22 protein-coding genes and 2 pseudogenes are annotated in these 26,781 nt (G+C 39.4%); 21 read left to right on the forward strand and 3 right to left on the reverse strand.

Annotated features, from left to right (window positions below):
* From tnpC to ASJ81_RS00020, 4 genes are all read left to right on the forward strand, one after another.
* Positions 1 to 709: IS66 family transposase (gene tnpC / locus ASJ81_RS00005; RefSeq protein ID WP_141241541.1), on the forward strand; the 709-nt coding region annotated here is incomplete at its 5' end.
* Positions 710 to 947: 238 nt separating this feature from the next.
* Positions 948 to 1,871: an aldolase gene (locus ASJ81_RS00010; RefSeq protein WP_095642663.1), complete on the forward strand. Its 924-nt coding sequence runs from the start codon at positions 948 to 950 to the stop codon at positions 1,869 to 1,871.
* A 96-nt stretch (positions 1,872 to 1,967) separates the two neighbouring features.
* A complete protein-coding gene (pyk, locus tag ASJ81_RS00015; protein WP_095642664.1) occupies positions 1,968 to 3,401 on the forward strand; it encodes a pyruvate kinase in 1,434 nt (477 codons plus the stop codon).
* A 260-nt stretch (positions 3,402 to 3,661) separates the two neighbouring features.
* Positions 3,662 to 4,570, forward strand: a complete 909-nt coding sequence (locus ASJ81_RS00020) for a hypothetical protein (RefSeq protein WP_095642665.1) — start codon at positions 3,662 to 3,664, stop codon at positions 4,568 to 4,570.
* A 142-nt stretch (positions 4,571 to 4,712) separates the two neighbouring features.
* Here the strand turns inward: ASJ81_RS00020 and ASJ81_RS22430 are convergent, their stop codons facing one another.
* Positions 4,713 to 4,883, reverse strand: coding sequence for a hypothetical protein (locus ASJ81_RS22430; protein ID WP_170943125.1), 171 nt, complete (start codon positions 4,881 to 4,883; stop codon positions 4,713 to 4,715).
* A 36-nt stretch (positions 4,884 to 4,919) separates the two neighbouring features.
* Here ASJ81_RS22430 and ASJ81_RS00025 point away from each other — a divergent pair, with 36 nt between their 5' ends.
* A complete protein-coding gene (locus ASJ81_RS00025; protein ID WP_338037340.1) occupies positions 4,920 to 5,288 on the forward strand; it encodes a tetratricopeptide repeat protein in 369 nt (122 codons plus the stop codon).
* A 535-nt stretch (positions 5,289 to 5,823) separates the two neighbouring features.
* Here the strand turns inward: ASJ81_RS00025 and ASJ81_RS00030 are convergent.
* On the reverse strand, positions 5,824 to 7,014 hold the full coding sequence (locus ASJ81_RS00030) for a geranylgeranyl reductase family protein (RefSeq protein ID WP_095642667.1): 1,191 nt from the start codon (positions 7,012 to 7,014) through the stop codon (positions 5,824 to 5,826).
* Between the two features lie 194 nt (positions 7,015 to 7,208).
* On the opposite strand from ASJ81_RS00030, the gene nifH reads away from it, so the two are divergent.
* From nifH to ASJ81_RS00115, 16 genes and pseudogenes are all read left to right on the forward strand, one after another.
* Positions 7,209 to 8,030: a nitrogenase iron protein gene (gene nifH, locus ASJ81_RS00035; protein ID WP_095642668.1), complete on the forward strand. Its 822-nt coding sequence runs from the start codon at positions 7,209 to 7,211 to the stop codon at positions 8,028 to 8,030.
* 27 nt (positions 8,031 to 8,057) lie between these two features.
* Positions 8,058 to 8,375 carry a P-II family nitrogen regulator gene (locus tag ASJ81_RS00040; RefSeq protein ID WP_095642669.1) on the forward strand — a complete coding sequence of 106 codons (318 nt, stop codon included), beginning with the start codon at positions 8,058 to 8,060 and terminating at the stop codon, positions 8,373 to 8,375.
* Positions 8,376 to 8,400: 25 nt separating this feature from the next.
* Complete coding sequence (locus ASJ81_RS00045) at positions 8,401 to 8,778, forward strand: P-II family nitrogen regulator (RefSeq protein ID WP_095642670.1); 378 nt, start codon at positions 8,401 to 8,403, stop codon at positions 8,776 to 8,778.
* Positions 8,778 to 10,376, forward strand: a complete 1,599-nt coding sequence (gene nifD / locus ASJ81_RS00050) for a nitrogenase molybdenum-iron protein alpha chain (RefSeq protein ID WP_095642671.1) — start codon at positions 8,778 to 8,780, stop codon at positions 10,374 to 10,376. The genes ASJ81_RS00045 and nifD overlap by 1 nt, the downstream gene beginning before the upstream one ends.
* 26 nt (positions 10,377 to 10,402) lie before the next feature.
* Positions 10,403 to 11,773: a nitrogenase molybdenum-iron protein subunit beta gene (gene nifK / locus ASJ81_RS00055; RefSeq protein ID WP_095642672.1), complete on the forward strand. Its 1,371-nt coding sequence runs from the start codon at positions 10,403 to 10,405 to the stop codon at positions 11,771 to 11,773.
* Between the two features lie 83 nt (positions 11,774 to 11,856).
* The gene (nifE, locus tag ASJ81_RS00060) at positions 11,857 to 13,461 is read left to right on the forward strand and encodes a nitrogenase iron-molybdenum cofactor biosynthesis protein NifE (RefSeq protein WP_095642673.1); all 1,605 of its coding nucleotides are present in this window, start codon (positions 11,857 to 11,859) and stop codon (positions 13,459 to 13,461) included.
* A 12-nt stretch (positions 13,462 to 13,473) separates the two neighbouring features.
* Positions 13,474 to 14,904: a nitrogenase component 1 gene (locus tag ASJ81_RS00065; protein ID WP_095642674.1), complete on the forward strand. Its 1,431-nt coding sequence runs from the start codon at positions 13,474 to 13,476 to the stop codon at positions 14,902 to 14,904.
* Between the two features lie 1,103 nt (positions 14,905 to 16,007).
* Positions 16,008 to 17,129, forward strand: a complete 1,122-nt coding sequence (locus ASJ81_RS00070) for a S1 family peptidase (RefSeq protein ID WP_245859627.1) — start codon at positions 16,008 to 16,010, stop codon at positions 17,127 to 17,129.
* Between the two features lie 258 nt (positions 17,130 to 17,387).
* Positions 17,388 to 18,032, forward strand: coding sequence for a hypothetical protein (locus ASJ81_RS00075; protein ID WP_141241542.1), 645 nt, complete (start codon positions 17,388 to 17,390; stop codon positions 18,030 to 18,032).
* A gap of 655 nt (positions 18,033 to 18,687) precedes the next feature.
* Positions 18,688 to 19,428 carry a hypothetical protein gene (locus tag ASJ81_RS00080; protein ID WP_245859629.1) on the forward strand — a complete coding sequence of 247 codons (741 nt, stop codon included), beginning with the start codon at positions 18,688 to 18,690 and terminating at the stop codon, positions 19,426 to 19,428.
* A gap of 1,106 nt (positions 19,429 to 20,534) precedes the next feature.
* Positions 20,535 to 20,732, forward strand: a complete 198-nt coding sequence (locus ASJ81_RS23450) for a hypothetical protein (RefSeq protein ID WP_095642677.1) — start codon at positions 20,535 to 20,537, stop codon at positions 20,730 to 20,732.
* A gap of 87 nt (positions 20,733 to 20,819) precedes the next feature.
* Positions 20,820 to 21,779, forward strand: coding sequence for a C39 family peptidase (locus ASJ81_RS00095; protein ID WP_245859631.1), 960 nt, complete (start codon positions 20,820 to 20,822; stop codon positions 21,777 to 21,779).
* A gap of 36 nt (positions 21,780 to 21,815) precedes the next feature.
* Positions 21,816 to 22,199 (forward strand): UPF0228 family protein, encoded by a 384-nt coding sequence (locus ASJ81_RS00100; protein WP_141241543.1) that lies wholly within the window; start codon positions 21,816 to 21,818, stop codon positions 22,197 to 22,199.
* A gap of 212 nt (positions 22,200 to 22,411) precedes the next feature.
* A pseudogene (locus ASJ81_RS24360) lies at positions 22,412 to 22,956 on the forward strand (UPF0228 family protein).
* 531 nt (positions 22,957 to 23,487) lie between these two features.
* Positions 23,488 to 24,072, forward strand: a complete 585-nt coding sequence (locus ASJ81_RS00110; protein WP_095642679.1) for a UPF0228 family protein — start codon at positions 23,488 to 23,490, stop codon at positions 24,070 to 24,072.
* A gap of 642 nt (positions 24,073 to 24,714) precedes the next feature.
* Positions 24,715 to 25,602 carry a hypothetical protein gene (locus ASJ81_RS00115; RefSeq protein ID WP_170943126.1) on the forward strand — a complete coding sequence of 296 codons (888 nt, stop codon included), beginning with the start codon at positions 24,715 to 24,717 and terminating at the stop codon, positions 25,600 to 25,602.
* 68 nt (positions 25,603 to 25,670) lie between these two features.
* Here ASJ81_RS00115 and ASJ81_RS00120 read toward each other — a convergent pair.
* Positions 25,671 to 26,095 (reverse strand): annotated as a pseudogene (locus tag ASJ81_RS00120) (helix-turn-helix domain-containing protein); the annotation flags it as partial.
* Between the last annotated feature and the right edge of the window lie 686 nt (positions 26,096 to 26,781).

Raw genomic sequence — 26,781 nt, forward strand, 5'->3', positions numbered from 1 at the left:
AGGAAAAAGACATTGGCTTCATGTAGCTTCTACTGACAAATACACCTGTTATTTTACTCATGCAAAAAGAGGATCCGAAGCTATTGATGCTATGGGAATTCTTCCAGAGTTTAAAGGGGTAGCAGTTCACGATGGATGGAAACCTTACAACAGTTATAATTGTGATCATGCTCTTTGCAATGTTCATCTCCAGAGAGAACTTACTGGAATTGAAGAGAATTATAAACAGCAATGGGCTAAAGATATGAATGAGCTGTTGTCTGAAATGAAAAAGTATGCTGATGAGTGTAAAGAGCAGGTCAAAAATCTAGATTTTGAACAAGTTAAGGCATTAGAAAAAAGGTTCAATGCTGTAGTCGCGAAAGGAATTGAAGAAAATCCACCTTCTTTAAATCCTGAAAAACGAGGAAAACGTGGTAAGAATCCAAAAACCAAAGCAAGGAATCTGCTTGATAGGTTTATAGAACATAAAGAAAAGATTCTGAGATTCCTGACAGACTTGAAAGTTCCGTTTGAGAATAATCAAGCAGAAAGAGATGTCAGGATGATGAAGCTACAGCAGAAAATATCAGGAACTTTCAGAACTGCACGAGGAGCGGAAGCTTTCTGCAGAATTAGAGCATATATTTCAACAATAAGAAAGAATGGTTTACCTGTTTTAGAGGGTATTCTCGCGGCGCTCAAAGGAGCGCCGCTAACTATACCCTGAATAGTTACATTTATTTTTATAAATCACCTGACGAGTCAGAAGTTTCAGGGAAATGTTAACAAATTTGATTCCTGAATGATTTACCAACACTCAGTGGAAAAATTTATAAATTTCCAGAACGGGATAAGGTAGTAAGAAGAATTATAGATAATAAAATTATAGATAATACATAAATACAGTTTAACAGTATTACTATCATCCAACTAATTACTATTCAATAAAACTGAGGTTTATACACATGATTTCGATTAATAAAGAGGATGTAATCGTACCTCTGGATGTCCCAAAAGCAATGCGTGAAACGTACGTGAACAATTATATAGAGATGACCCGGGGAACCGGCAGGCTAATGCTTTTTGCAGGCGACCAGAAGGTAGAGCATCTTAACGATGATTTTTACGGAGAAGGAGTACCTGAGGACGATGCTGATCCAGAACACCTTTTCAGGATAGCATCCCAGGCAAAAATCGGAATTTTTGCAACCCAGCTTGGGCTCATTTCCCGCTATGGTATGGACTACAGGGACGTACCGTATCTTGTAAAGGTAAACTCCAAAACCAATCTTGTCGAGACAACGCAGGCTGATCCTTTTAGCAACCTCTGGTATGACGTTGACCAGGTCGTTGAGTTTAAGGAAAACAGCGGACTTAAGATTGTTGGTGTAGGATATACAATCTATCTTGGCAGCGAATTCGAAGCTGAAATGCTTGTTCAGGCTGCTCAGGTAATTTACGATGCTCACCAGCATGGCATGTTGTCTGTACTCTGGATTTACCCACGCGGTGAAGCTGTGAAAGACGAGAAGGACCCACATTTGATTGCAGGAGCAACAGGAGTCGGAGCCTGCCTTGGTACGGACTTTGTAAAGGTCAATTATCCGAAAAAAGAAGGGGAAAAGTCTGCCGAGATCTTTAAGGAAGCTATCAGAGCCGCAGGGCGTACAAGAGTAGTTTGTGCAGGTGGTACAAGCGACGAAGCTGAAACCTTCCTGAAAAAGCTCTATGACCAGATTCATATTTCCGGAGCGCAGGGAAATGCAACCGGAAGAAATATTCACCAGAAGCCTCTTGATGAGGCTGTCCGCATGTGCAATGCTGTCTATGCAATAACGGTTGAAGGCGCAAGCGTCGAAGATGCCCTTAAGATCTATAAGGGTAAATAATAAAGACTGTAAAAGAGCCTTTAGAAATGATTGCAGCAGATCCAATAAGAATTCTAAAGGCTGCATTGAAAAGGTTGCATTAAAGGCCGTGAAAATATGCAAATTCCGGACCATAAAACAAAGATTGTCTGCACCATAGGCCCTGCTTCCTCTTCCGAGGAAATTATCAGGGAACTCGTGCTTGCTGGCATGAATGTTGCAAGGATCAATTTTTCCCACGGGAGCTTTGAAAGCCATAGCGAAGTAATTCGGAGAGTTCGTAAAGTTGCAGAGGAGCTTGACAGAACAATTGCAATTCTCGCTGACCTTCCAGGCCCGAAGATCCGTATAGGCAAACTGGAAAAAGAACCTATCTTACTCCATAAAGGAAATCCTGTAACCCTTACTGTTGAAGAGATTCTCGGAAACGAGACACGCATTTCTGTTAGCTACAAGCAGCTTCCGGAAAGTGTGGTTCCAGGGAGCCTTATTTACTTAAGTGATGGTTTTATCCAGCTTCGCTGCCTGGAAATCTCGGGAAAAGATGTTCTTTGTGAAGTTGTTATCGGAGGGCAGCTCTATTCTCATAAAGGGTTAAATCTACCAGGGACAAAGATCTTAGTTGATCCTATAACTGGAAAGGATCTTAAAATTCTTGAGTTTGCCCTGAGTGAGGGAGTTGACACTTTCAGCATTTCTTTCATAGAAAGTGTGGAAGATATTCGTAAGGTTCGGAATTTTGTTGCAGCTAGAGGAAAGTCCGTATATATTGTTGCTAAAATTGAGCGCAGGCAGGCTGTAGAGAATATTCAGGAAATTCTAAGAGAAACCGATGCTCTCATGGTTGCCAGAGGAGACCTCGGGGTAGAAATTCCTATCCAGGAAGTTCCTTCAGTCCAGAAGGAACTTATCCAAAGTGCAAAGCTTCTTGGAATTCCGGTAATTACAGCTACTCAAATGCTGGCTTCAATGACTGACAATATAAGACCTACCCGCGCAGAGGCAACTGATGTTGCTAACGCAATACTCGATGGCACGGATGCAGTTATGCTTTCGGAAGAGACGGCAGTTGGCAATTATCCTGTGGAAGCTGTCGAAATGATGGCAAAGATTGCAAAAACTACAGAAGAATGGCGTTCCAGGACAAAATGGGGACTTGACACTATTATTAAGGGCATAGCTGCAAAAGAAATGTCAGTTGACGAGGTAATACCTCTTCAGGTGCATGAAGCCCTGCAAAAATTGCCGGTTGCAGCTGTACTGACCCCGACTCGAAGCGGAGCAACTCCCCGCAGGATTTCGCGCTTCAAGCCTGAAACCTGGATCCTTGCTTTTACCCGTGTCCCGAGAACTTGCAGCTTCCTCTCTTTATCCTATGGCGTTTATCCCGTTGTTGTAAATGAAAATATTGAAAGCTGGGAAAAAGAGACTACTGAGAAAGCCAAAGAAATGGGATTTGTAAAAAGTGGAGACATTGTTGTTCTCACTCAGGGACCTTCTTCAGGAAAACCCGGAGGCACAAACATGCTCAAAATCCTCACTCTTGAGTGAAAAAGCGGCATATCCATTCGCGGTAAACAACTCCAGTTTAAACCAGATTACCGATCTAAAATCCTGTATTCGGTTTTATGAGAAGAATCTCAGGAAAACTTCTTACCTCCACAAATCTCAAACCAGTATGTTTAAGCCGATACGTTTAGATATCAGATGTATAATTTCTACTGTCAGAATGTTTAAGCCAATATATTTAGATATCAAGTGCATGATCTCTACTGTCAGAAAAATTAACTTTACGTTATGAGGTTTCATTGATGAAACAAAAGGACCCAGCAAAGAAAAACCAGAAGTATCTGGCTGTTTTTTTAGCATTAACAATGCTTCTGTCAGTCGGTGCGCTCCTCTTTTCAGGTAATAACTCAAACAAAGATAAGAGTGATAATGTTTCTTCTCCCGGAAATGTAGAAGGAAATGATACGATCGCTTTTTCTCAAATTCCTGGCAGGCAGGTCCACCATGAATTCAACTCCATTGCCGACGGACTAAATCTGTCCCCTGAAGGGGTAGTAAGTGCCTCATATGTAGACCTGCAGAAAACGAAAGGAACTCCATTTGAACAGGTCTTTGGGAACGAAACAATGATGTACTCTCTATATGGGGCAGACGTAACCAAACGTTATGGGGCGCGTTATGCTGATGGTAACGGGTTCGAACTCCATCAGATTCCGGAGCAGAAAATCTTAATGCCCTGGGGAGCAGTCCAGTACGATAACTATAGTCTCCTTGCAAGGACAAACAATACTTATGACATTTGGAATGTTGTCGGTAACCCTGTAATCCTTGGCTCTCGCCAGAGCGTACAGGACGTAATTGACATACTGGAAGGAAATGCAACTGCTTCAACTGAATACAATAATCTCGTGAACCAGGTGAGTCCTGAAGGAAGCCTCTACCAGGAATTGGCCATGAAAACAAATAACTCCACTATTCCGGCCGATCAGTTTTACACGGACCTCAGGAAACTGGATGACGGCAGTTACAGGCAGACTTCACTTTACCTCAATCCTGAGTCCAACTTTACTCAAAAGATCAATGCTATGCAGGTAAACTCCACCGAACGCGGAGTAACCTACAATGTAACTACCTCAGGAAACATCACCAAAGTGATGATTACTTCAGACTTTGGAAGCTTACTTAATGAAACGCAGATGCTTTCACAGTAAGCTTCTTAATTTTTTCTTTTTTAAACAGCTTAACCTATTTTAACTTATTAATATTCTGCATTCTAAATATTATTTTCAATGTTTTAACAGTTTCTGTTTTAATCTAACATTTTTATCTCAATTTTACATCTTTATCTCAATTTTACATTCCGATATTTTGATTTGATATTCTTATGTATGTCATATTATTTTTGTTCCCGGTTTTGATTTCCTTTTCTTTCCTTTCTTTTCTTCCTTTCTTTTCTTCCTTTCTTTTCCTTTTCTTTCCTTTTTTTCCCTTCCTTTTTGCTACTCCTGCTAAAAGAAGAATCATCTATTTCTACATCCTAGGCCAATCTTCTAAATGGGAGTGATACTATTGGGATTTCTTGACAGCTTATTCAAAAAGAAAATTGAGGGTAAAACTGCAGAGGAGTGGTATAGGCTTGCGACCAGTGAAACCGATCCAGAAAAAAAGATTGAGTATTTCGATAAGGTCCTTAAGCTGAAACCTGATTTTGCAGGAGTATGGAACCTCAGAGGGCTTGAATATGTAATTCTCAGACGGTATGAAGAAGCCATTGCCTCTTTTGACAAAGCCCTTGAGATCCGGCCTGTCTATCCGGAAGCAAAGTACAATAAAGAAGACGCAGAAACCGAACTAAGAAAGATGGGGGTATCCAAAACAAAAGCCGAAGATCAGAGAGAAAAATCCATTGTAGAAGAAGCAGAAATGTAAAGTAGGAGACTTAAACTTTAATTATTCTTTTCCCTAACTTGCCGACTCTGTTCCAAAATCCAGTGATTTTCGTATTTTTTAATTGAAGACCTGAGTTAGCAAGAAGAGTCCAGTTATCATCAAAATCAATATTCGACATCTAAAGACTTCAATTTTTATGTTATGTCACAAGGATTATGACTAATTACAAAATCTAGTGATTTTGAACTTTAAATTCATCACTAGGTTTTGGTACTGAGTCTAACTTGCCGTTTACTAAATAAATCTAATTTTTACGTGTTTCTCCCTAAATATTAATATTTTTCCTTTATTTCCTTAAAGGGTATTAATTTCTATTTTTTGTACACTTATGATTCTTTTCCTACTTTATGCACCTGCTTTTTTCCTACTTTATGCACCTACTGTCTTTTCCTTTCTTTTGTGTACTTATCGTTCTTTCCCACTTTGCGCATCAATTTTTCTCTTTCTTTTGTGCATCTATCTTCTTTCTTTAATTTTTCGTATAGCTTATTTTTTCTCAGTATTTACATCCCAGTTACTTCTTTCCCCGGTTCAATGCCTGGAGTCCAAGTTTTACGGGTCCCGGAAGTTTCCCGCATTGCATGACTTTCATCTGTTCAGAAGAAATAAGTTTAAAAGCTGCATTCATTAGAGTATCAGACCTCATAATCCCATCCATGAGCTGTCTTGCCTGCACCGAAGTCTCAAGTGCTTTTCCAAATTGGGCTCGCCAGCGGTGGTCGTATTCTTCAAGCTTGCATTTTCCTGCTGCAAATTCGGCTGCAGTTTCTCCTGCTACTTTTCCGGCAATCATTGCAGGAGGAATCCCACCTCCGTTTGTAGCAAAAACCTGGCCTGCTGCATCCCCTACAATCAGCGTGTTTTCAGTTGCAGTCTTTTCCGGAGCGCCATTTACAGGGATAATGCCTGCAATAATGTTCATAATTATGCAGTTCTTCAATTTTGGTCCTGCAAGCGGGTGATTCAGCATAAAACAGTGCAGGTATTCTTTTGCAGAGATCCCTTTCTCAGCCATACCGCTTCGAATCCCGATTCCTACATTTGCTCGGTCCTGGCCTTCGGGAAAAATCCATGCATAGCCGCCAGGCACAAAATCCTTTCCAAAATACATTTCCAGGGAAGAGGGATCAATATCCACATTCCTGACCTGGTATTCGAGAGCAACCGAGATTTCCCTTGATTCTGGCTTAAGGGCAAGACCTTTTGATTTTGCTACAAAAGAGTTGGGACCGTCAGCTCCGATAATCGCTTTTGCTTTAATTCTGTGTTTCCCAAAGGCTCCTGATGTTTCAACAGTTGTTCCCTCAATTTTCGTTACGCGGGTTTTGACCATCAGTTCAGCTCCTGCTCTTGCTGCCTGCTCGGCAAGGAACTGGTCATACCTGAGTCGGTCAAGGACTGTTCCCCTGACAGCGAACTCTTTTATATTGCAGTTTGGAGTGATAATACGCTGAGTATCAGTCCTCTGCAGCACACAAGATTCAGGGTAGGTTTTCAGTGTATCCGGAAGCCTGGCTTCATGGAGCAGGGCCTGGACTTCCGAAGCATCAGGAAGGAAGCCAGCACACTGAATAGGACTGCCGATCTCTTTTTTTTTATCAAGAAGGAGCACCGAGGCACCATTCTCTGCGGCGTACATGGCGGCTGTAGAACCTGCAGGACCTGCACCAACAACGAGTACATCATAAGAAGCTTCGGGAATCATGAAATAGTCTTCCTGTTATTAGTTTCAGCTCTCAATTTACAGGAAATTGTTTATTAACCCTTTCCCAAAGCTCGCAAACAAAGGCAATTATTGATACCGTATCTTTCAATGAACAGAAAGTTATATATACAATTACATGGTACAACGGTTACCGGCTTCCTGTGCCGAAGAAATAGTTAAGGAGCAAGGAAAAGATGAGACAGATAGCAATTTACGGAAAAGGTGGAATTGGAAAATCCACCACCACGCAAAATCTTACTGCGGCCCTTTCGACCATGGGCAACAAAATTTTACTTGTAGGATGTGACCCGAAAGCAGATTCAACCAGAATGCTGCTTGGTGGTCTGAACCAGAAGACTGTACTTGATACTCTGAGGAGTGAAGGGGATGAAGGAGTTGATCTTGAGACTGTCTTGCAGCCGGGCTTTGGCGGTATAAAGTGTGTGGAATCTGGAGGGCCTGAACCGGGTGTAGGATGTGCAGGCAGGGGAATTATCACTTCAATAGGACTGCTCGAAAACCTTGGAGCATATACCGAGGACCTTGACTACGTGTTCTATGACGTACTTGGTGACGTCGTATGCGGTGGATTTGCAATGCCTATCCGAGAAGGAAAAGCCAAAGAGATTTACATAGTTGCCAGTGGAGAACTGATGGCTATCTATGCTGCAAATAACATCTGTAAAGGACTTGCTAAGTTTGCCAAGGGTGGAGCCCGTCTGGGGGGTATCATCTGTAACAGCAGGAAGGTGGATGGAGAGCGTGAACTCCTCGAAGCTTTCGCACAGAAACTAGGAAGTCACTTAATCCACTTCGTGCCCAGGGACAATATTGTCCAGAGAGCAGAAATCAACAGGAAAACTGTAATCGACTTCGACCCCGAATCCGACCAGGCAAAAGAGTACCTGGCCCTTGCCAACAACGTCCAAAACAACACCAAACTCGCCATCCCAACCCCGCTTCCCATGGAAGAGTTAGAAGCCATGATGGTAGAATTTGGAATTGTTGAGTTGTGATTGCTGAGATGCAGAGGAGATGAAAAGATGCAAATGATACGCGCAATCATCAGGCCAGGCATGGAAACTAAAGTTATCGAGAGCCTTGAAAAAGAGGGCTGCATTTCCCTTACAAAAATGGAAGTCTTCGGAAGAGGAAAGCAGAAAGGGATCCATATAGCAGACATCAACTACGATGAACTGCAGAAGACCATGCTCATGCTTGTGGTAGAAGACGAACATAAGGACAAGGCTATAAAGACCATAATGGAGTCCGCCAGAACCGGAAAATTCGGAGACGGTAGAATCTTCGTAAACCCTGTGGAAGAAGCCTATACCATAAGGACTGGAAAACCAGGACTCTAAAGCCGGATTTTCGGAGGAAAATCCAATGAAAGAGATTACTGCAATTATCAGGATGAATAAAGTCCAGAAAACTAAGGATGTCCTGCTTGAATGCGGCTTTCCTTCGTTTACTGTAAGAAGGGTTATGGGCCGCGGGAAACAAAGAGGGCTCTGCTTTGAATTTAATCCACCTCTGCCAGACCCGGAAAAGGAAGCTGAGACCTGTATTCGTTTCATTCCAAAACGCATGTTCACCATCGTTGTGGATGACGAAAACGTAAATGATGTGGTCCAGAAAATCATAGAGGTTAACCAGACCGGAAATGCAGGAGATGGAAAGATTTTCGTGTCAAACGTTACCGAAGCAATCCGCATCCGAACTGGAGAAAGCGGAGAGGCGACCGTAAATAAGGAGTTGATGTAATGGGAGCAGAAATAGATTCTGGAATTGAAGACAAACAAAACCTTGTGGATAACATGCTGAAGGTGCTCCCGGAAAAAGCTGCAAGGAACAGGAGAAAACACATAGTTGTCAGGGACTGTTCCACCGAACAGCACATAGAAGCTGACGATAAGGTAATTCCCGGCATCCTCACAAATCGCGGTTGTGCCTTTGCAGGTACCAAGGGTGTGGTCTTCGGGCCGATCAAAGACATGGTCCACCTGGTTCACGGCCCCATAGGCTGTGCTTACTTCACCTGGGGGACCAGGCGAAACCTTGCAAAGGCAGAGGAAGGCGGAGACAACTTCATGAATTACTGCGTATGCACTGATATGAAGGAAACCGATATCGTCTTTGGGGGAGAGAAGAAGCTCAAAAAAGCTATTGACGAAGTTGTGAAAATTTTCAGCCCCGAAGCTATCACCATCTGCGCAACCTGCCCCGTAGGGCTTATCGGAGACGACATCGAAGCTGTTGCCAGAGAAGCTGAAAACGAACACGGGATCAAGATAATCCCCGCCCGGTGCGAAGGGTACAGGGGAGTTAGCCAGTCGGCAGGCCACCACATCGCGAGCAATGCCCTGATGGAACACCTGATTGGGACCGAAGAACTTGAAAATCCAACACCTTTTGACATCAACATCTTCGGAGAATACAATATAGGAGGGGACCTCTGGGAGATCCAGCCGATCTTTGAAAAAATCGGGTACAGAATTGTCTCTAGTTTGACCGGAGACGGTTCATTCCATAAAATTTCACAGGCTCACAGAGCAAAGCTCAGCATACTGCTCTGCCACCGCTCTATAAACTACACGAACCGCATGATGGAAGAGAAGTACGGGATCCCGTGGTTGAAGGTCAATTACATAGGCACCAAAGGTACTGAAAAATCCCTTAGAAAGATGGCAGAATATTTTGACGATCCGGAACTTACAAGAAAAACTGAAGAAACCATTGCCGAAGAAAAAGCAAAGTATAAAGATGAAATCGAGAGGTACAGACAGAAACTCCAGGGAAAAACCGCCTTTATCTATTCCGGAGGCTCCAGGAGTCACCACTATGAGAACCTCTTCGAAGAACTCGGCATGAAAGTGATTGTTGCAGGTTATCAGTTCGCCCACAGAGACGACTACGAAGGCAGGCAGATCATACCCCAGATTAAGGAGAATGCTCTTGGCTCAATGCTTGAGGACGTGCACTACGAAAGGGACGAAAATATCAAACCTGCAGTCAGTCCGGAAAGGATTGAAGAGCTGAAAACGAAAATCGGGCTTATGGAATATGAGGGTCTTTTCCCGGATGCGGGAGACGGCACCATTGTTATCGATGATCTTAACCATCACGAGACTGAGGTCCTTGTAAAGACCCTTAAACCTGATATCTTCTGCTCCGGGATCAAGGATAAGTACTGGGCTCAGAAGCTTGGAGTTCCGTCAAGGCAGATCCATTCGTACGATTACAGTGGAAGGTATACAGGCTTTTCCGGAGTTTTGAACTTCGCACGGGACATTGATATGGCCCTGCACAGCCCGACCTGGAGGTTCATACGCCCTCCCTGGAAAGCTGCAGAAGTGGACTGAGGGGCAAAAAGTAAGAGGTGATAAAAATGCTTGACTATACTTCATGTGAAGAAGTAACCAGAGAAGCAGTAACCATTAACCCTGCAAAAATCTGCCAGCCAATAGGCGCAGTCTATGCAGCTCTTGGTGTACATAACTGCATGCCGCACAGTCATGGGTCCCAGGGATGCCTCTCTTACCTGCGTATGTGTTTAAGCAGGCACTACAGGGAAGCCGCACTGGCAACTACCAGCAGTTTTTCTGAAGGAACTGCAGTCTTTGGAGGAGCTGCAAACCTTAAGGAAGCTCTCGTAAACCTGACTGAAATATACAAACCCGAAGTAATTGCTATTCACACTACCTGCGTAGCCGAAACAATAGGTGACGACGTAGGGGTTATCTTAGAAGATGTAAAGGATCAAGAACTCATTGACCCTTCTATTAAGATCTGTGCAGCATCTACCCCCAGTTACGTGGGTACCCATATTACGGGTTATGACAACATGGTAAAGGCTTTTGTAACTACCTTTGCCAAAAAGAGCAAACCAAACGGGAAACTGAACCTCATTCCAGGGTTTGTAGAACCTGGGGACATACGGGAAATGAAACGCATACTCTCAATTATGGGAATTTCCAGCATTGTGTTTCCCGATACAACCGACGTATTTGACGCTCCCCTTACCGGAGAACCCGAGATGTATCCAAAAGGTGGGACTCCGGTAGGAGACATAGAGGATTCCGCAAACTCAGTTGGGACAATTGCTCTCTGCAGGATGGCAGGAGGCTCGGCTGCAAAGATCCTTGAAAACCGCTACAAAGTCCCTGCAAAAATAGGGCCCGTTCCTATAGGAATCAAGAACACCGACCGTTTCGTAATGAATGCGGCAAAACTTGCTAATGTGGCAATCCCTCCCGAAATTGAAGATGAGAGGGGTAGGCTTGTGGATATGATGACTGATGCTCATCCCCACTACCATGGGAAAAGAGTAGCCATTTACGGGGATCCAGATATTCTTACAGGTCTGACCAGTCTTGTGATGGAAATGGGTATGGAACCTGCTGTAGTACTTACAGGAACTCAGAATTCGGAATTTGAAAAAGAGGTCGAAGAACTCATAGGTCCTGAGTACCCTGAGGCTGATGTAATTTCCGGAGGAGACCTGTTTACCCTTCACCAGATAATCAAGAGAAAGCCTGTGGATCTCCTTATCGGCAATACCTACGGGAAATTCATAGCAAGGGCAGAGGATGTGCCTCTGGTCAGGGTAGGTTTCCCGATTATGGACAGGGCAAACCTGCACTACTTCCCGATCATGGGATACGCGGGAGCTGCAAGACTGGTAGAGCGTATAGGAAATACCCTGCTTGATAGGAAAGACAGGGATGCTCCGGACTGGCTGCTTGAAACCATCCAGTAAATCATATTTTCAAAAAATTAGCAGAATAACTGGTAAACTGCCGCTGCAAACCTGAAAAACCATAGCAGAGGGGAGTGAAGGAAATGAAAGAGAAAATTGGAATAGTGGATACTCTAGAAGAAAGGAAGCCATATATTACCAGAAAACAGGAAAACGGACAGGAAATTCCTCTTGCCTGCGATAATAACTCTCTTGCAGGAGCTATTAGCCAGCGAGCCTGTGTTTATTCGGGGGCCAGGGTTGTCTTAAACCCTGTAACTGATGCCATTCACCTGGTCCACGGTCCAATTGGCTGTGCAGGCTATACCTGGGATATAAGAGGTGCAAAATCCAGCGGGATTGAAACTAACCGCACCAGCTTCAGTACGGATATGAAAGAACTCGATGTGGTCTTCGGAGGAGAGACGAAACTCTCAAGCGCAATCGACGAACTGGTTGGACTCTACCATCCTCCTGTTGTTTTTGTATATTCCACATGCATTGTCGGAATTATAGGTGACGACCTTGAGTCCGTATGCAAAACTGCAAGCCAAAAGCACAACATTCCTGTAATCCCTGTAAAATCCGAAGGTTTCAAAGGCAACAAGTCCGACGGATACAAGGCTGCTTGTGATGCTTTAAAAAAGCTGATTAAAAAACCTCCGGAAGATCCAACTGCTAAAAAAGCACCCAGGTCCCCTGAAACCATAAAGCCGAAGATTAACATTTTAGGGGATTTCAATGTGGCCGGAGATGTCTGGCTCATAAAACCTCTTTTTGAACAGATGGGGATTGAGGTCATAGTCTCAATGACAGGGGACTCAACCGCAAAAACCATATCAAGAGCAGCAGAAGCTGACCTTAACCTCGTCCAGTGTAGTGGGTCCATGACCTATCTTGCAAAATGGATGCAGATAGAATATGGAATTCCCTACTTAAATGTGAGTTTCTTCGGAATTGAAGATATTTCCCTGGCTCTACGGAAAACTGCGGATTACTTTGGCTCTGAGAAGATGAAACAACATGCAGAACAAATCCTGGAAACCGAAATAAACCGTATAATGCCTGAGATTTCCAGGGTTCGAGAAAGAGTCAAAGGAAAAAAGGCTGCTATTTACATGGGAGGGCCTGCAAAAGCTCTCACGCTTATCAAAGGCTTTGCCGAACTTGGCATGGAAGTCGTTATTATCGGGACTCAGACCGGGAAAAAAGAAGATTACGAGCAGATCAGTTATTCGGTAAGGGATGGAACGGTTATTGTTGACGATGCAAACCCCCTTGAACTTGCCGAACTGCTCGTGAAACAGAAAGCTGACCTGATGGTTGCAGGCGTAAAGGAGAGATTCATTGCATACAAGCTTGGCATTGCTTTCTGTGACTTCAACCACGACAGGGTGGTGGAGTTCGAAGGTTTTGATGGCTTTGTAAACTTTGTGCAGGAGGTGGATGCTTCCATCAGCAGCCCTGTATGGAAAGCTGTCAGGCAGCGGGCACTGATACCCGAAGCAGTGGAACCGGAGAATAAATCAGGTAAGATCGAAAAAGCGGCAGTAGCAGCAGAATCGAAAAAGAAATCAGTCAAAATCAAAAAAGCGGTAGTAAAAGAAAGGATTTCCGAGGAAAATCATGCAACTGAATGTAAAGGTATACACCTGAAACCTAAATTTTTGCACCAGAAATCCGAGGCTGCAGTTGAAAGTCAGGTATGAGGAGGTATTGAGATGACGAAAAGAAACTATACAACTGTGAACCCCTGTGTTATGTGCCAGCCCATGGGAAGTGCCCTTGCTTTTAAGGGAATTGAGAATACTATGGTTCTCTACCATGGTTCTCAGGGCTGCAGTACCTATATGCGTCTGCATCTTGCCCACCACTTCAGGGAACCTGTGGATATTGCATCAAGTTCACTCAGTGAAAAAGGAGCAGTATACGGAGGCAGGGAAAACCTGAAAAAAGGACTGAGAAATGTAATTAACAGATATAACCCGAAAGTAATCGGAGTTGCTACGACCTGCCTTGCCGAAACAATTGGGGACGATGTGCCTGCCATAGTCCGTGAGTTCAAAGAAGAGGAAGGAATCGGAGATGACCTTGAGAAAGATATTATAATTGTTCCGGTTTCCACTCCCAGCTATGGGGAAAGCCATGTAAGCGGATATATAAAAGCCCTGGATGCGATTGTCAGGACATTTGCGGAAAAACCTGGAGACGAGAGCGCCGAAAAATTCCCGAATGAAAAACTTAACGTCATCCCTGTTGAGAGCCTCTCTCCTGCCGATGTACGCGAACTTAAAGAGGTCTTTGAGCTTATGGCCGGAGGTTATATTTTCCTGCCTGATATTTCCGAAACCTTTGATGCTCCGCTAAGGGAAGATCTACCAAAAATTGCGCAGGGTGGGACCTCACTTTCCGAAATTGCTGACATGCCAAACAGTCAGGCAAGCTTGGGCCTGGGTATAGTTAGTAAGAACTTAGCAGTTAAATATCTGGAAGAATCACACGATGTGCCCGGTTCTAGTGTTCCAATCCCAATTGGGCTTTCAAATACTGACAGTTTCTTCACTGAGCTGGTCAAAATTCTAGGCTGTCCGATTCCTGTAAAATACCTGCAAGAAAGGGGCAGGCTCCTTGATGCTATGGTTGATGTGCACAAGTACCTGTATGGGGTAAAAGCTGCGATTTACGGAGATCCTGATTTTGTATTTAGCCTTACAACTTTCATGCTGGAACTCGGAATGAACCCGGTTCTGATAGCTACAGGAAGTAAAAGCAGGGATTTTGAAGCAAAAATCAGGCAAATAGTTGAAAAAATAAACCCTGAACTCGAACCTCTGGTTCTGAATGGAATTGATTTTGACACTCTTAACGATGCAGTCAGCCAATGTAACCCGGAAATCCTGATAGGAAATTCCAATGGGAGATATATTGCAAAAGCCCGGAACATCCCTCTTGTAAGGGTCGGCCTGCCAATACATGACAGAGTTGGTGCACAGCGCATTCTTACTGTAGGATATAGGGGAGCTATGGAATTCCTGGATAGAATCACTAATGCAATTCTGGAAGCTACCGATACTTTCACCGCACCGGTACAGGCAGAATCGGCAGCATATGCCGGAAAGGGAAATGAGGAGTGTGTGGAAGGAATGCGATGAGTGGAAAAAACGGTGATTCTGTAATCACAGGCCAAAATTTCTCCATCGCTCTCCAAAATTTATTCATCAATTTATGTAAAAAGTTAATCACAGGAAGCACAGAAAACACGGAATAGGGGAGGCAGGGGCCCAGTTCTTTCGTGCTTTCCGGTTAAAAGTAAAATGCAAATACTTAAGGACTATAATTATTGCAGCGGTTCTCTACCTGTGGTTGCTTTTCTCGCAGTTTTTTCTGAAGCGTGAACGACTACTACGCTAAACACTTAATGGCTTTTCATCTTTTTTCTAGGTTAAATCAATAACCTTCGGATAAGACCAGATTTTCAAATTTGTTACAATCCTTTGAAAATATTTTCATTACTGAGGTCTTAAGATGTCAAATGAGCCTATCCAAAAACATTATCTAATCCACTATAGACAGCAACATTAAAACTACCATTTTGACATTATGATGGTTTTTGGATAGACTCAATATTAAATTTAATTGCAGAATATTTTTCATCTGCAAGTTCGGTATTTTTGGAAAAAAGAAGAGCTAAATCTCCTTCATTTTAATGGCGAGATACAGCCCGTAAACTTCAACAAAATGATAAATCTAATATTTTTATATCTCAATTAGCCAAAACAGTTTTACGCAGGCGCATGCACAATTAACAGTAAGTTCCCATTCTTCAAACTCTTTAATTGATTACACCAATATAGTCAAAATTGGATAATTTATAAACAAAAAAGATTATATTTATTTTTCATTAACGTAAATAAGACTTATGTATCCTAAAATCAAGTAATCTCTTCTTTTATATGTATATTTGAATATGAGTTGAGGCATAATACTCAAATAAATAATTTATGGCCAAATCATTAAACAATAAAAATATTGGAAAGTAATCCCGACTCAAAATCCGCTTGAAAATTGCATTGTTAGAGAGAGTGGACATAAAACTTATAAGGAGTTAAGAAAGAGAAGTTTATGGAGTTTTGAAGTGCTTCCCAATGCCACCAGAACTCCATAAAACACGCCCTATGAGGCAGTTATCATGATTAGCTGTGCGAATATTTAAGCTTGCCTGATTCTGCCTCCTGGGATAATAAGGAGGATAAATATGAAGTGTAATAAAAGTGGAACAGGCATATTTTTGTTAGTAATGCTACTGGCTAGTATTGCGTTGATACCAGCTGCAAGTGCACAAGAAAATGCGACTAAAAAGGATCTTTCCTTTGGTCCAGAAACTCTTGATGAACTGAAAAAGGATACGAATTTTATTGCTGCATATGGAAGTATACCAGCTTTCGAAACTTCGGAAGAGAGACAACAGTGGCTTGATAAGCTTAACAAAACATATACTAAAGCTAATAAAAATTATGATAAGGAAATATCAAAGCATTTCTATCCAAATGGTTCTGTTATAGGTTATGGTTATACTATTGATGGCGCTCTTAAGGTTGTAATCGAAAAAGGACAAGAACTGGATAAAACCAAAGAAAATGAAATCTATAATCTATTTTCTAAATATGGACAAGAAATTGGCGTAAAGAATATTCCACTAGTAATTTCATATGGAGATTTTCCTGTACCAACCAGTCGTACTAGCTCATGGGTTTCCTATGGATTAATTGGAGGCATAAAAATAGTTTCAGACGGTAATGGTTATTCTGCGACGTCAACTCTTGGTTTCGCTGCAAGAACCGATAGTGGAACCAAAGGTTTTGTTATTGCTGAGCATGCTGCACCATTTATTGGGAGTAGTGTATATCAACCCACTGCATCGAGTGCCAATTTAGTAGGAAGAGTAGCCAAATATAGTAACACTCGTGCAGACGCCTCATGGGTTCCTTGTTCTAATGTTAAACCAGTGATATATGATTATGATACTGATCATACAAGAAATGTAGTATCATATGGAGATCCCGAGGTAGGAAACATGGTTTTTAAATCGGGTATAACAACAGGAAAAACAAATGGATATGTTACTGAGATCGGAACATACAGGTACGATTCCGGTGTTGGACGAACTTTATATAATCAATGTATTGCAGCATATAGGTGCGACGGTGGAGATAGCGGTTCCCCTGTATATATTTTAAGTGGTCCTACCGGTGCTAAGATTGTGGGAATCCACTGGGGAGGAGTGGGAACACGTTCTTCAAATGGCTACTCGACTTCGATATTTTCCCCAGTTTCTGGTATACACAATGATTTAGGTGTATATCCTCTTAAAACATAAACGTGCAGTTAGAAAACTTTGTTAGTACCGTTCACTTTTGAAAAAATGCAACATAATAACATAATATGCGTTATTCAAAGTTGATCCATACTAACTATTCCTTTATTTTTAATAAAGTCTAGTCATATTCAAAGAAATATTGAATTAAGAGGAAGCTACATGGGCTTAAAAATATCATATATTCTATTATGTGTTCTTTTAGTAAATATTTTAGGGAACTGTGTTTCAGGCTCTTGTTCCCAAAACGGAGATGGCATTATGGAAAATTCAAGTAACAATAATTCTGAGAACGCAGATAACACTTCACAACGTTTACCACTTACCTTTGGTCCGGAAACTCTTGATAAACTGAAAAAGGATACGAATTTTATTGCTGCATATGGAAGTATACCAGCTTTCGAAACTTCGGAAGAGAGAGACCAATGGATTGATACTCTTGGCAAAATAATGGAGGAAATCAATGCAAATTTTGACAATGAAATGTCAAAGTATTCCTATCCAAATGGTCCAGTAACAGGATGTGGTGTAACCATTGATGGTGTTCTAAAGGTAGGGATCAACAAGAGTGAGAAAGTTGAAAAGCCTTTTATGGATGAAATATATAAGATCTTTGACTCAAAAGCAAGCCAGATGGGACTTAAGGAAGTCCCTGTGGTATTCGTGTATGAAGATAATCCTGTGCCAAACGTTGCTACTGAAACGCCAAACTTGTCCATACCTAGAGAAAAAAATACTGGAAGACTTAATAATTCTAATGATGATTCTGAACCTAACAATGGAAATATTTCAAACATAAATAGCTCAAGTGAAAATAATTCGAGCAAAAATAACTCTACTCCAGGCTTTAGTTTACTGGGAAGCTTGATCTGTCTTTATGGAGTGTGGAAGTTCAGGAAGAAGTAATACAGGGCTTGGATTACCAGACAGCTAAATGACATAATATCTTTTTGCATGTTTGTTTTCAGCCTCTTGAGGAAAAAAGAAGGATTATTTCCCTTTATTTTAATGGCGAGATACAGCCCGTAAACTTCAACAAAACGACAAATCTAATATTTTTATATTTCAATTAGCCAAAACAGTTTTACGCAGGCGCATGCACAATTAACAGTAAGTTCCCATTCTTCAAACTCTTTAATTGATCACACCAATATAATCAAAATTGGACAATTTATAAATAAAAAAGACGATATATATCATTCATTGACGTAAATAAGACTTATATATCCTAAAATTAGATACCCCTTTTTTTTATATGTATTTTTGAATATGAGTTGAGGCATAATACTCAAATAAATAATTTATGGCCAAATCATTAAACAATAAAAATATTGGAAAGTAATCCAGACTCAAAATCCGCTTGAAAATTGCATTGTTAGAGAGAGTGGACATAAAACTTATAAGGAGTTAAGAAAGAGAAGTTTATGGAGTTTTGAAGTGCTTCCCAATGCCACCAGAACTCCATAAAACACGCCCTATGAGGCAGTTATCATGATTAGCTGTGCGAATATTTAAGCTTGCCTGATCCTGCCTCCTAGGGTGATAAACAGAGGTAAAAATAATGAAAATGAAGAGTATAAGAATATTGGTTTTGGCAATGCTATTGATTGGTATGGTGTTGGTGCCAGCTGTGAGTGCGCAGAAAGAAAATTCAATAACGAGTGATAAGCCTTCTGAATTGGAACAAGGTCTAATAGATGCGCTGAATTCTAATACAAAAGGTCTGTCCAAAGACGTTATGATTGCGAATTATTGTAAAGCAAACAAGGATAAAATTTCAATACCAAAAAACGATACTGTTCCAGGCAAAGATAATTTAAGGACATATCAGCTAAAAGATGGATCAGCAATAACTTTCACCAATAAAAGTTTTTTTTACATTAGTGGCTTGAAGGAAGACGCAAATAATGAAATAGTAGCTAAAAATATTAATACAGCAGCGGGTGATTCGTATACTGGTATGCTAACAGCATACAAGAAATTCTATAGTTATCCATTTGGCTCATTATTATTTACTATCAATGCAAAAGGATATTATAAGTATAATGGGGCTACTGTGACAGCTTATTATTATGATTCATGGTACACTAGAGGTGTTGCACAAATCTGGCAAGTTAGTAACTGGGAAGAAGGTGGGTATAATTATGACACGCATACTCTTTCAGAAATTTATGGAAGAGGGAATTTCCATTGGGGAATTGAATACCAAGGTGTAGGCTGGGTTATTGAAGATTATCTTTGCACAGTTAAATCACAATGTGATAAAAATGGAAACTACCAGTTTCTCTACTCCATACATTAACGAAATAATTTTAAATCAATATCTATAAAGCAGATTTCATACGACATTCTTGGTTGATACAGCACTAATGTCAAGTCAATAGCAAAATGTCGTATGAAATCATTTGCAACTATTCCAAATCATTATATCTTTAATGATTGACGAAATGCTAGTCTTAGACTATGAAAAATGGTTCAAAATTCTTGTTATAGAGAACTTCCAAGGTTTAAATAGAGCTATAAGATGTAAAAATAAAATTCTCCAAGCTAAGAATTATTGGTATGGGTGTGGATTATATTATGATGAAAAAAAATTATATAACGTTGTTTATCACTTGCTTTGCCGTTTTTTTAATCTTGAATTTTAGGAGTTTATTTCAACTTAATTTCTCAACTGCTATAGCAGTAATTCTTATGTCTTTGATTGAAACTCTCATTGTATATTTAATCATAATCCTCATTATACATATTGCGAATCGTTACAGTAGATTGTCTCAGAGACGGTCTTAAAATCCAAGCAATTTTTACAATTGGATAAGATGCAAATCAAAGAATGCAGCTACTCCAGCCCGCTTAACCCCGATCAAAGCACGCGCATTTAATACGTGTCATGCGTGCATACAATACGCGCCCGCACGATATTATTAAAGAGGTAAGAACTACTTGGAAGAAAAGAGCTTGTGAAAATTTCTACTTCTAAAATCCCTGAAGTTTTAAACTCTTAAAAGTTCTAATGCCAAATTTTCGCATCACGTTAACATTTTAGAATAATGTTAACTTATTAAAGCATATATTTTTAATAAAATAACTATCATCTTTTTTTACCGATATCTTTGAATATAGTCTGGATCCACGTGACCATATAAAATACTTCCGGCCAAATTCTCTAGCTGTTAATGATCACGTAATAAGCTCATATCAAAATTAGTTCAAAAATCAATTGTTTGAGAGATTACACAGAAAAAATTTAAAGAATCAATAAAAAGGAATTTATGGAGTTTAAAAGTATTTCCCGATACCACCCGAACCCCATAAAACATGCCCTATGAGGCAGTTATCATGATTAGCTGTGCGAATATTTAAGCTTGCCTGATTCTGCCTCCTAGGGAAAAATCTAGGAGTAATAAAATGATTAAGGACAAAATTAGAGTAGGAACGCTAGTTTTAGCAATACTGCTGGTTGGTATGGCATTGATACCAGCTGTGAGTGCACAGAAAGAGGATAATTATTCTGTAACTGCAGAGAAAGCCTTTGAGCACGCAAATGCGCAAATGATCCAGTTCATAACAACTAACATGGAAGGTGTTGGAAATTGGACAGAATAATCTATTAATCCAAAACCATTGGAAATCTATGATATAAATGGCCAAAAATTATATTATCAATTCTCAGTATATAAAAATAGTAACCTAATGGGTAGAATCGACATCGGTGCCAATAAAACAATAGGACAATCAGTCCGACTCGTCGAACTTGATCCTAAAACCTTTAACGCGGCTGAAGCAATGGACAAGTCAATAGAAACCGCTAAAACAAAATACCCAACTGGAGAAATCATGTCAACTAAGATGGTTGTATATGATTATCCTGAAATAGGGGCAATGACGATAGTAAAGGACAAGATCCGAGGTGATGAACATCGGATATTTGTAGATGCCTACACCCTTGATGTGATACCAGATCAACCAGCAACTAAAACAGAACCTGGAGTTTGGTCAATGTATGAAAAGGTAGTGAAAAATAAAATAGACGAGAATCTTAAAAAATGGCAAAATAGTGATGAACTTGTTAAATCTATAGAACAAGCAGCAACTGATAAGGGAGTTAATATAAATGTGCCAGTCACTGAAGAAAATATTAAAAAACTTCGTGACAATACAACTATAGCATCAAAAACTGTCCAAAAAACAATCATTAGTCCTGCAAATTTTGGTTTTGCTCAAAAATTACTCAGTGTTCCTGTATATTCGCAAGCCACCACTTACTACTGTGTGCCAGCAAGTGCAGCAATGATTACTACTTACTATAAAGGAAGTAGTCCTTCCCAAAGTTCTATATATCAAATGATGAATGGGGTAGCCCCTCACGGAGTTAGTGCCTCTCGCGCATTACTCTATTATAAATCAAGTAACGGATTAAATAAGCCTAATTCATCTTCCTCGTTTGATGTTAGGTATCTTGCTGATATTCGTAATGAAATTGACAATAATAGACCCTTGCAGAGTAATACTGCGACACATGCTAGAGCTTGCGTTGGATACCAATATAATGGTCTTCTAACTTCTTATTTGCGTCTCAATGATCCGTGGCCAATTGGTCATTCTTATTGGGAAGCATTTGGTTCTGAAAGTGATCGCATATATGTGAAGTGAAGAGTTTTAACTCTTCATTTTTTAGATGTGAAGGATATGAATAAAATTAAAAAGGGAATAGCTGTTGTTATTGTTCTTCTGATTCTTGTAGTAATTTATGTGTTTATTCATCTTCCCATGTATCAAGAACCAGAAGTAAGCGGTTTAATTATCGATTTTAAAAATGGAACTACTGAGCCGGAAGTTAAAGCCATTCTTGAAAATTGCAACATGTCTGTGAACTATACTATAGATTATAATACAACAAGTTTTCAAGATGATCACTATTTGGTGGGAAAGACCATTTTTTGTTATATCCAGTTTGTCGATATATCCGGCAATAGTGCTATAATCACAGAAAAGGATGCAATTATAATAAAAAATAAGCTTGAAACGAATAAGAAAGTTTGGTCCGTACACTTTGATTATGTTAAATATTAAAGGGTTCCGTTGCAAAAAATATCTTTCGTAATACTGCGACACATGCTAGAGCTTGCGTTGGATACCAATATAATGGTCTTCTAACTTCTTATTTGCGTCTCAATAATCCGTGGCCAATTGGTCATTCTTATTGGGAAGCATTTGGTTCTGAAAGTGATCGCATATATGTGAAGTGAAGAGTTTTAACTCTTCATTTTTTAGATGTGAAGGATATGAATAAAATTAAAAAGGGAATAGCTGTTGTTATTGTTCTTCTGATTCTTGTAGTAATTTATGTGTTTATTCATCTTCCCATGTATCAAGAACCAAAAGTCGGTGGTTTATATATCCAATTTGAAAATGGAACTACTGAGCCGGAAGTTAAAACTATCCTTGAAAATTACAACATGACTATGGACTATACTATATATTATGATTCCGACGATATGCTAAAAAGATACTATATATCTATAGACCAAGGTAAAAAAACAGACATAATCAACGAATTAAGGAAAGATGAAAATTGGACTTATGAAGTTGAAATCAAAAAAGAAAATTATAGCATAATTCTGTTACCTGAAGACTTTACTCCGGATGAAAAATTTTTTACAATGCTGAAAAAAATAATCTTCCGTTGAAAAAGGCCATTGTGTGTTATATTCGTCTTGGAGATGGATCAACTAGTTGGATTTATGAGAAGGATGCAACTAGGATCAAAAATGAGCTTGAAACAAATGAAAAAATTTTGGATGTGTTCCTTGCACACATTGATGAATGAAACACAAAGTTGGCAAGATATTACATTAATGATCTGTCTTTATGGAGGGTAGAATTTCAGGAAGAAGTAATACAGGGCTTGGATTGTCAGACAGCTAAATGACATAATATCTTTTTGCGTGTTTGTTTTCAGTCTCTTGAGGAAAAAAGAAGGGCTAACCCCCCATCATTTTAATGGCGAGATATAACCCGTCATGAAGGGGGTGTTATTGACGACCAGAAATATTATTATAAAACAAGCAGATCTGAAGGAGGGTTAGGGAAAACTGGTACATTTGACGATGGGACTCCAATTTTTAGTCAACTCACCTCCGAAATAAATAATAATAGACCTGTAGTTAGTCTGATTCCAGGGCATGCTCGAGTCTGTAGAGGATACTCAGATTCTGGCGTTGGAGTACACTATTTGAAGATTAATGATCCACTGCCTGTTGGATCGGGGCACCAATATATAGAAACTTGGGGAGCTGAAACTTGTCATATATATGTGAAGTGAAGAGCTAAAACTCTTCACTTTTTTGGGGTAATTGGTATGAGTAGAATTAACAAGAAAGTTGCTTTTTTTATTGTTTTTCTGATTCTAGTAATAATTGCAGGGCTATTTGTAAAAACACCAGTAGATACGGAAACGCAAGTTAACGATGAGCTTAAGGTAGGTGGTATGTATATTCAATTTGAAGATGGAATTTCCGATTCAGAAGTTCAAACTATTCTTGAAAGCTACAACCTTACTATGAACTATAGCATAAAGTACAATATTGATCATGTGGCGGACAAATACTATATAATGTTAGACAAAGACAATTGGGATATAAGACGTGAACTAAGTCAAAAAATGAAAGAGGAAAAAAAAGATTGGATTATATCTTCTCCTTCCCAAGTTATCAGAAAAGGAGATTATCACGTATTTACGGTATCTGAACAAGCTGTTCAAGATGAAAATTTTCTTGAAATACTCGATAAATATGATATTCAAGTGAAAAAGTCTACCTGGTGTTATATTCGTTTTGAAGATGAGTCCAAGAATTGGATTCCGGAAAAAGATGCAATCAGAATAAAAAGTGAGCTCGAAAAGAACGAAAATATTTTCTCTATATATCTTGATTACCGTTATTAGCTCGTTTATTCATATTTTTAAGAAATATTCCACATAACTTTGCCTGCATACATATTAACACGCCCGCACTTTATGGAGGATGGAAGTTCAGCAAGAAGTAATACAGGGCTTGGATTGCCAGACAGCTGAACGGCATAATGTCTTTTTGTGTGTTTGTTTTCAGCCTCTTGAGGAAAAAAGAAGGACTAATCCCTGTCAACTTCAGCAAAACAATAAATTTAAGGTTTTTTATATCTCAAAGTAAAACAATTTTACTCAGGTGCGTACACAATAACTGTAAGTTCCCGTCCTTCATTAACAATCATCCAAACAACTTTAACACGACTACTACACAGTCATAACGGCTAAAGTTTTGCTTGAGACAGCACAATATAATGCAGGTCTAACAGAAATACATAAAGAGTTAAAAGCAGATATTGGAAATTGAAACATGTGTTCTATCCTACTTATGAGCTGAAAAAATCAGTTTTCATTCTATTTTTTAAGCACCTTTAATATAAGCAGTTACACTACTAGAGCGAATATCAACTAGTAGACAGGTTGTCCGGAGACAGGTTTAATAACGCGAACAAGTCCCTCTATATGAACTCTAGTGAATAACACATTTCATCCAGCTACTTAAAAATACTAGGTGGGATAAGCTTGAGAAAAAGAAATCTTCTACTCATTCCCATATTTTTGATTCTTCTAGTTATGGGTCTATTTGTCCACGGCATTTACATGAATGAGGTAAATTGGAGAAATGATGGTCAAAGATATCAATGTCTTTATTCTGTCAAAGTGACTGGCCTTTCTGGAAGAGAAGTACAGGGGATGACCGTAATAATGGTTCCTATCCCTGCATCTAAGGAAGGCAAGTTTTTTACTCCTCCTGCACAAAAAGATCCTTATTTTACCCAGAAGTTAATTCATAAAACCTTTAATTGGTCTGAACAATACCACAAAGGTCCTTATTTCAGAAACATGACTGAAATTTTTGACAACAAAGAGATAGATTCAGGGAACTGGATAACTTTCATTGCAGAAACCGAGAAAGGCCACATGCTCGGATTCAAAACAAACAAAACCCGACTCAAAGATATTGATTATATTACTAGCTTTGTTGCAGATAATTTCGATGTTTTTGATCCCATTAATAATGGAAGCCCGATGATATTCCCTGTTGAAAATGTTTCTAATGTTTCTTCGGTGCCTTATGGAAAATACACTAAATATGCCTCTTATCCGACATATGATACCTATGTCTATTTAAGTGACAATCTAAAAGAAGAAGAAAACATATTTTTCTTTGTCTATTTGAACGCAAATAACGACCCAACAGAGTGGCCTAGAGAATACTTTGGTTGGTATAATAATCTTCTAGCAGCAAAAGTTAATGACACTGGTTACGTAAAAGTCAAGGCTATTCTGGGACAGAAGCTAGGTGAAAACGACAGTCTTGATGTATTGGGTAGTCAGTATGCTTTTGATTATTATGAAAATAAAACATCTCACGTTATAAACGAAACTACCAACTACACAAATGCATGAGATTGCTTTAGGCACATAACGACTTACTGTTACTGTTTTTCAGTTCACGTATGTAAACCCTACTTAGAATAGATTTCATAATAATACATATTAAAATTATGTAATATTACCCCTATTTGTTTTTGTGAATATTCTACATCGTGTTTTTCCTTTATTAATTCCAAAATTTCTCTAGTAGTTCAATAATCCGTCTCATTCAGTAATTTCTTAATTCTATCATTTGTTCATCGGTAAGTTTAGATTTTCTTCCTCCACAAAATTGTGGCATTAAAGAGGTGTAACCGCCTTTGTTCCAATCTTCCTGCCAATGATATCCTGTTTTCTTAGTAACTCGAGGTTTAATAGCAGCTTTTTCAATAGAATCTCCTTAATATCTGAATTTGACAAAATAAAGTTTTTTAAGTATTCTAGAGTTCTTTTCGTGAGTAATCAAGGAGTTAAGTTCATCAAGAGTTACCTTTCGATCAATGATAATTTGTTCCTTCACCACTATAAAAGGATATAAAACAAAGGATAATGAGACCTAATACATGTAGTAGTCTACGTAAGAACTATAATTACTGGATATTAACACTTAGTAGTACATCATCCGTAGTCCTTTCCTTAATTCCAGAGACGTATACCTGAATTTCCTAGACGTCAATGATCTTAGATCAGAATCTTAATCTATCTGATTTTATATATTTACATAAGTTTGTAGGGCACTTCCCTTATGAAAGCCAACATTAACTGAATTTTGGAAATTTTCTATTTATATATTTGTAATATGCATTTAGACTCAGTACCAAAATCTAGTGATGGATGTAAAATTCAAAATCACTAGATTTTGTAAATGGTCACCATCCGTGTAATACAACTTAATGATTCAAGTCTTTAGATAGCGAATATTGATTTTGATAAAAACTGGATTCTTCTTGCTAATTCAGATTTTCTATCAAAAATGCAAAAATCACTGGATTTTGGAACAGAGTCATGCATTTATTTGCATTTATGGTAATCATTGCCCTTTATTCAATTGTAGACTCAAGTTATTTTTAAAACGCACTCTCAGAGGCTGTTTTAAAATTCAAATCATTCCTGCAGCTGGATAATGGGCAATGTTAAATTCAGACCATGAATTTTTCCGAAATTCAGGTATGCATTGACTTTAAGGTATCTATTTGAGTTACGTACTCGATG

Source organism: Methanosarcina spelaei (assembly GCF_002287235.1).
In the GTDB taxonomy this organism is placed as follows: Archaea; Halobacteriota; Methanosarcinia; order Methanosarcinales; family Methanosarcinaceae; genus Methanosarcina; species Methanosarcina spelaei.

What these genes read in the sequence shown, in the direction of transcription:
- ASJ81_RS00010 (WP_095642663.1), top strand. Translation starts at nt 948, where the DNA reads ATGATTTCGATTAATAAAGAGGATGTAATCGTACCTCTGGATGTCCCA.
- pyk (WP_095642664.1), top strand. Translation starts at nt 1,968, where the DNA reads ATGCAAATTCCGGACCATAAAACAAAGATTGTCTGCACCATAGGCCCT.
- ASJ81_RS00020 (WP_095642665.1), top strand. Translation starts at nt 3,662, where the DNA reads ATGAAACAAAAGGACCCAGCAAAGAAAAACCAGAAGTATCTGGCTGTT.
- ASJ81_RS22430 (WP_170943125.1), bottom strand. Translation starts at nt 4,883, where the DNA reads ATGATTCTTCTTTTAGCAGGAGTAGCAAAAAGGAAGGGAAAAAAAGGA.
- ASJ81_RS00030 (WP_095642667.1), bottom strand. Translation starts at nt 7,014, where the DNA reads ATGATTCCCGAAGCTTCTTATGATGTACTCGTTGTTGGTGCAGGTCCT.
- nifH (WP_095642668.1), top strand. Translation starts at nt 7,209, where the DNA reads ATGAGACAGATAGCAATTTACGGAAAAGGTGGAATTGGAAAATCCACC.
- ASJ81_RS00040 (WP_095642669.1), top strand. Translation starts at nt 8,058, where the DNA reads ATGCAAATGATACGCGCAATCATCAGGCCAGGCATGGAAACTAAAGTT.
- ASJ81_RS00045 (WP_095642670.1), top strand. Translation starts at nt 8,401, where the DNA reads ATGAAAGAGATTACTGCAATTATCAGGATGAATAAAGTCCAGAAAACT.
- nifD (WP_095642671.1), top strand. Translation starts at nt 8,778, where the DNA reads ATGGGAGCAGAAATAGATTCTGGAATTGAAGACAAACAAAACCTTGTG.
- nifK (WP_095642672.1), top strand. Translation starts at nt 10,403, where the DNA reads ATGCTTGACTATACTTCATGTGAAGAAGTAACCAGAGAAGCAGTAACC.
- nifE (WP_095642673.1), top strand. Translation starts at nt 11,857, where the DNA reads ATGAAAGAGAAAATTGGAATAGTGGATACTCTAGAAGAAAGGAAGCCA.
- ASJ81_RS00065 (WP_095642674.1), top strand. Translation starts at nt 13,474, where the DNA reads ATGACGAAAAGAAACTATACAACTGTGAACCCCTGTGTTATGTGCCAG.
- ASJ81_RS00070 (WP_245859627.1), top strand. Translation starts at nt 16,008, where the DNA reads ATGAAGTGTAATAAAAGTGGAACAGGCATATTTTTGTTAGTAATGCTA.
- ASJ81_RS00075 (WP_141241542.1), top strand. Translation starts at nt 17,388, where the DNA reads ATGGAAAATTCAAGTAACAATAATTCTGAGAACGCAGATAACACTTCA.
- ASJ81_RS00080 (WP_245859629.1), top strand. Translation starts at nt 18,688, where the DNA reads ATGAAAATGAAGAGTATAAGAATATTGGTTTTGGCAATGCTATTGATT.
- ASJ81_RS23450 (WP_095642677.1), top strand. Translation starts at nt 20,535, where the DNA reads ATGATTAAGGACAAAATTAGAGTAGGAACGCTAGTTTTAGCAATACTG.
- ASJ81_RS00095 (WP_245859631.1), top strand. Translation starts at nt 20,820, where the DNA reads ATGGGTAGAATCGACATCGGTGCCAATAAAACAATAGGACAATCAGTC.
- ASJ81_RS00100 (WP_141241543.1), top strand. Translation starts at nt 21,816, where the DNA reads ATGAATAAAATTAAAAAGGGAATAGCTGTTGTTATTGTTCTTCTGATT.
- ASJ81_RS00110 (WP_095642679.1), top strand. Translation starts at nt 23,488, where the DNA reads ATGAGTAGAATTAACAAGAAAGTTGCTTTTTTTATTGTTTTTCTGATT.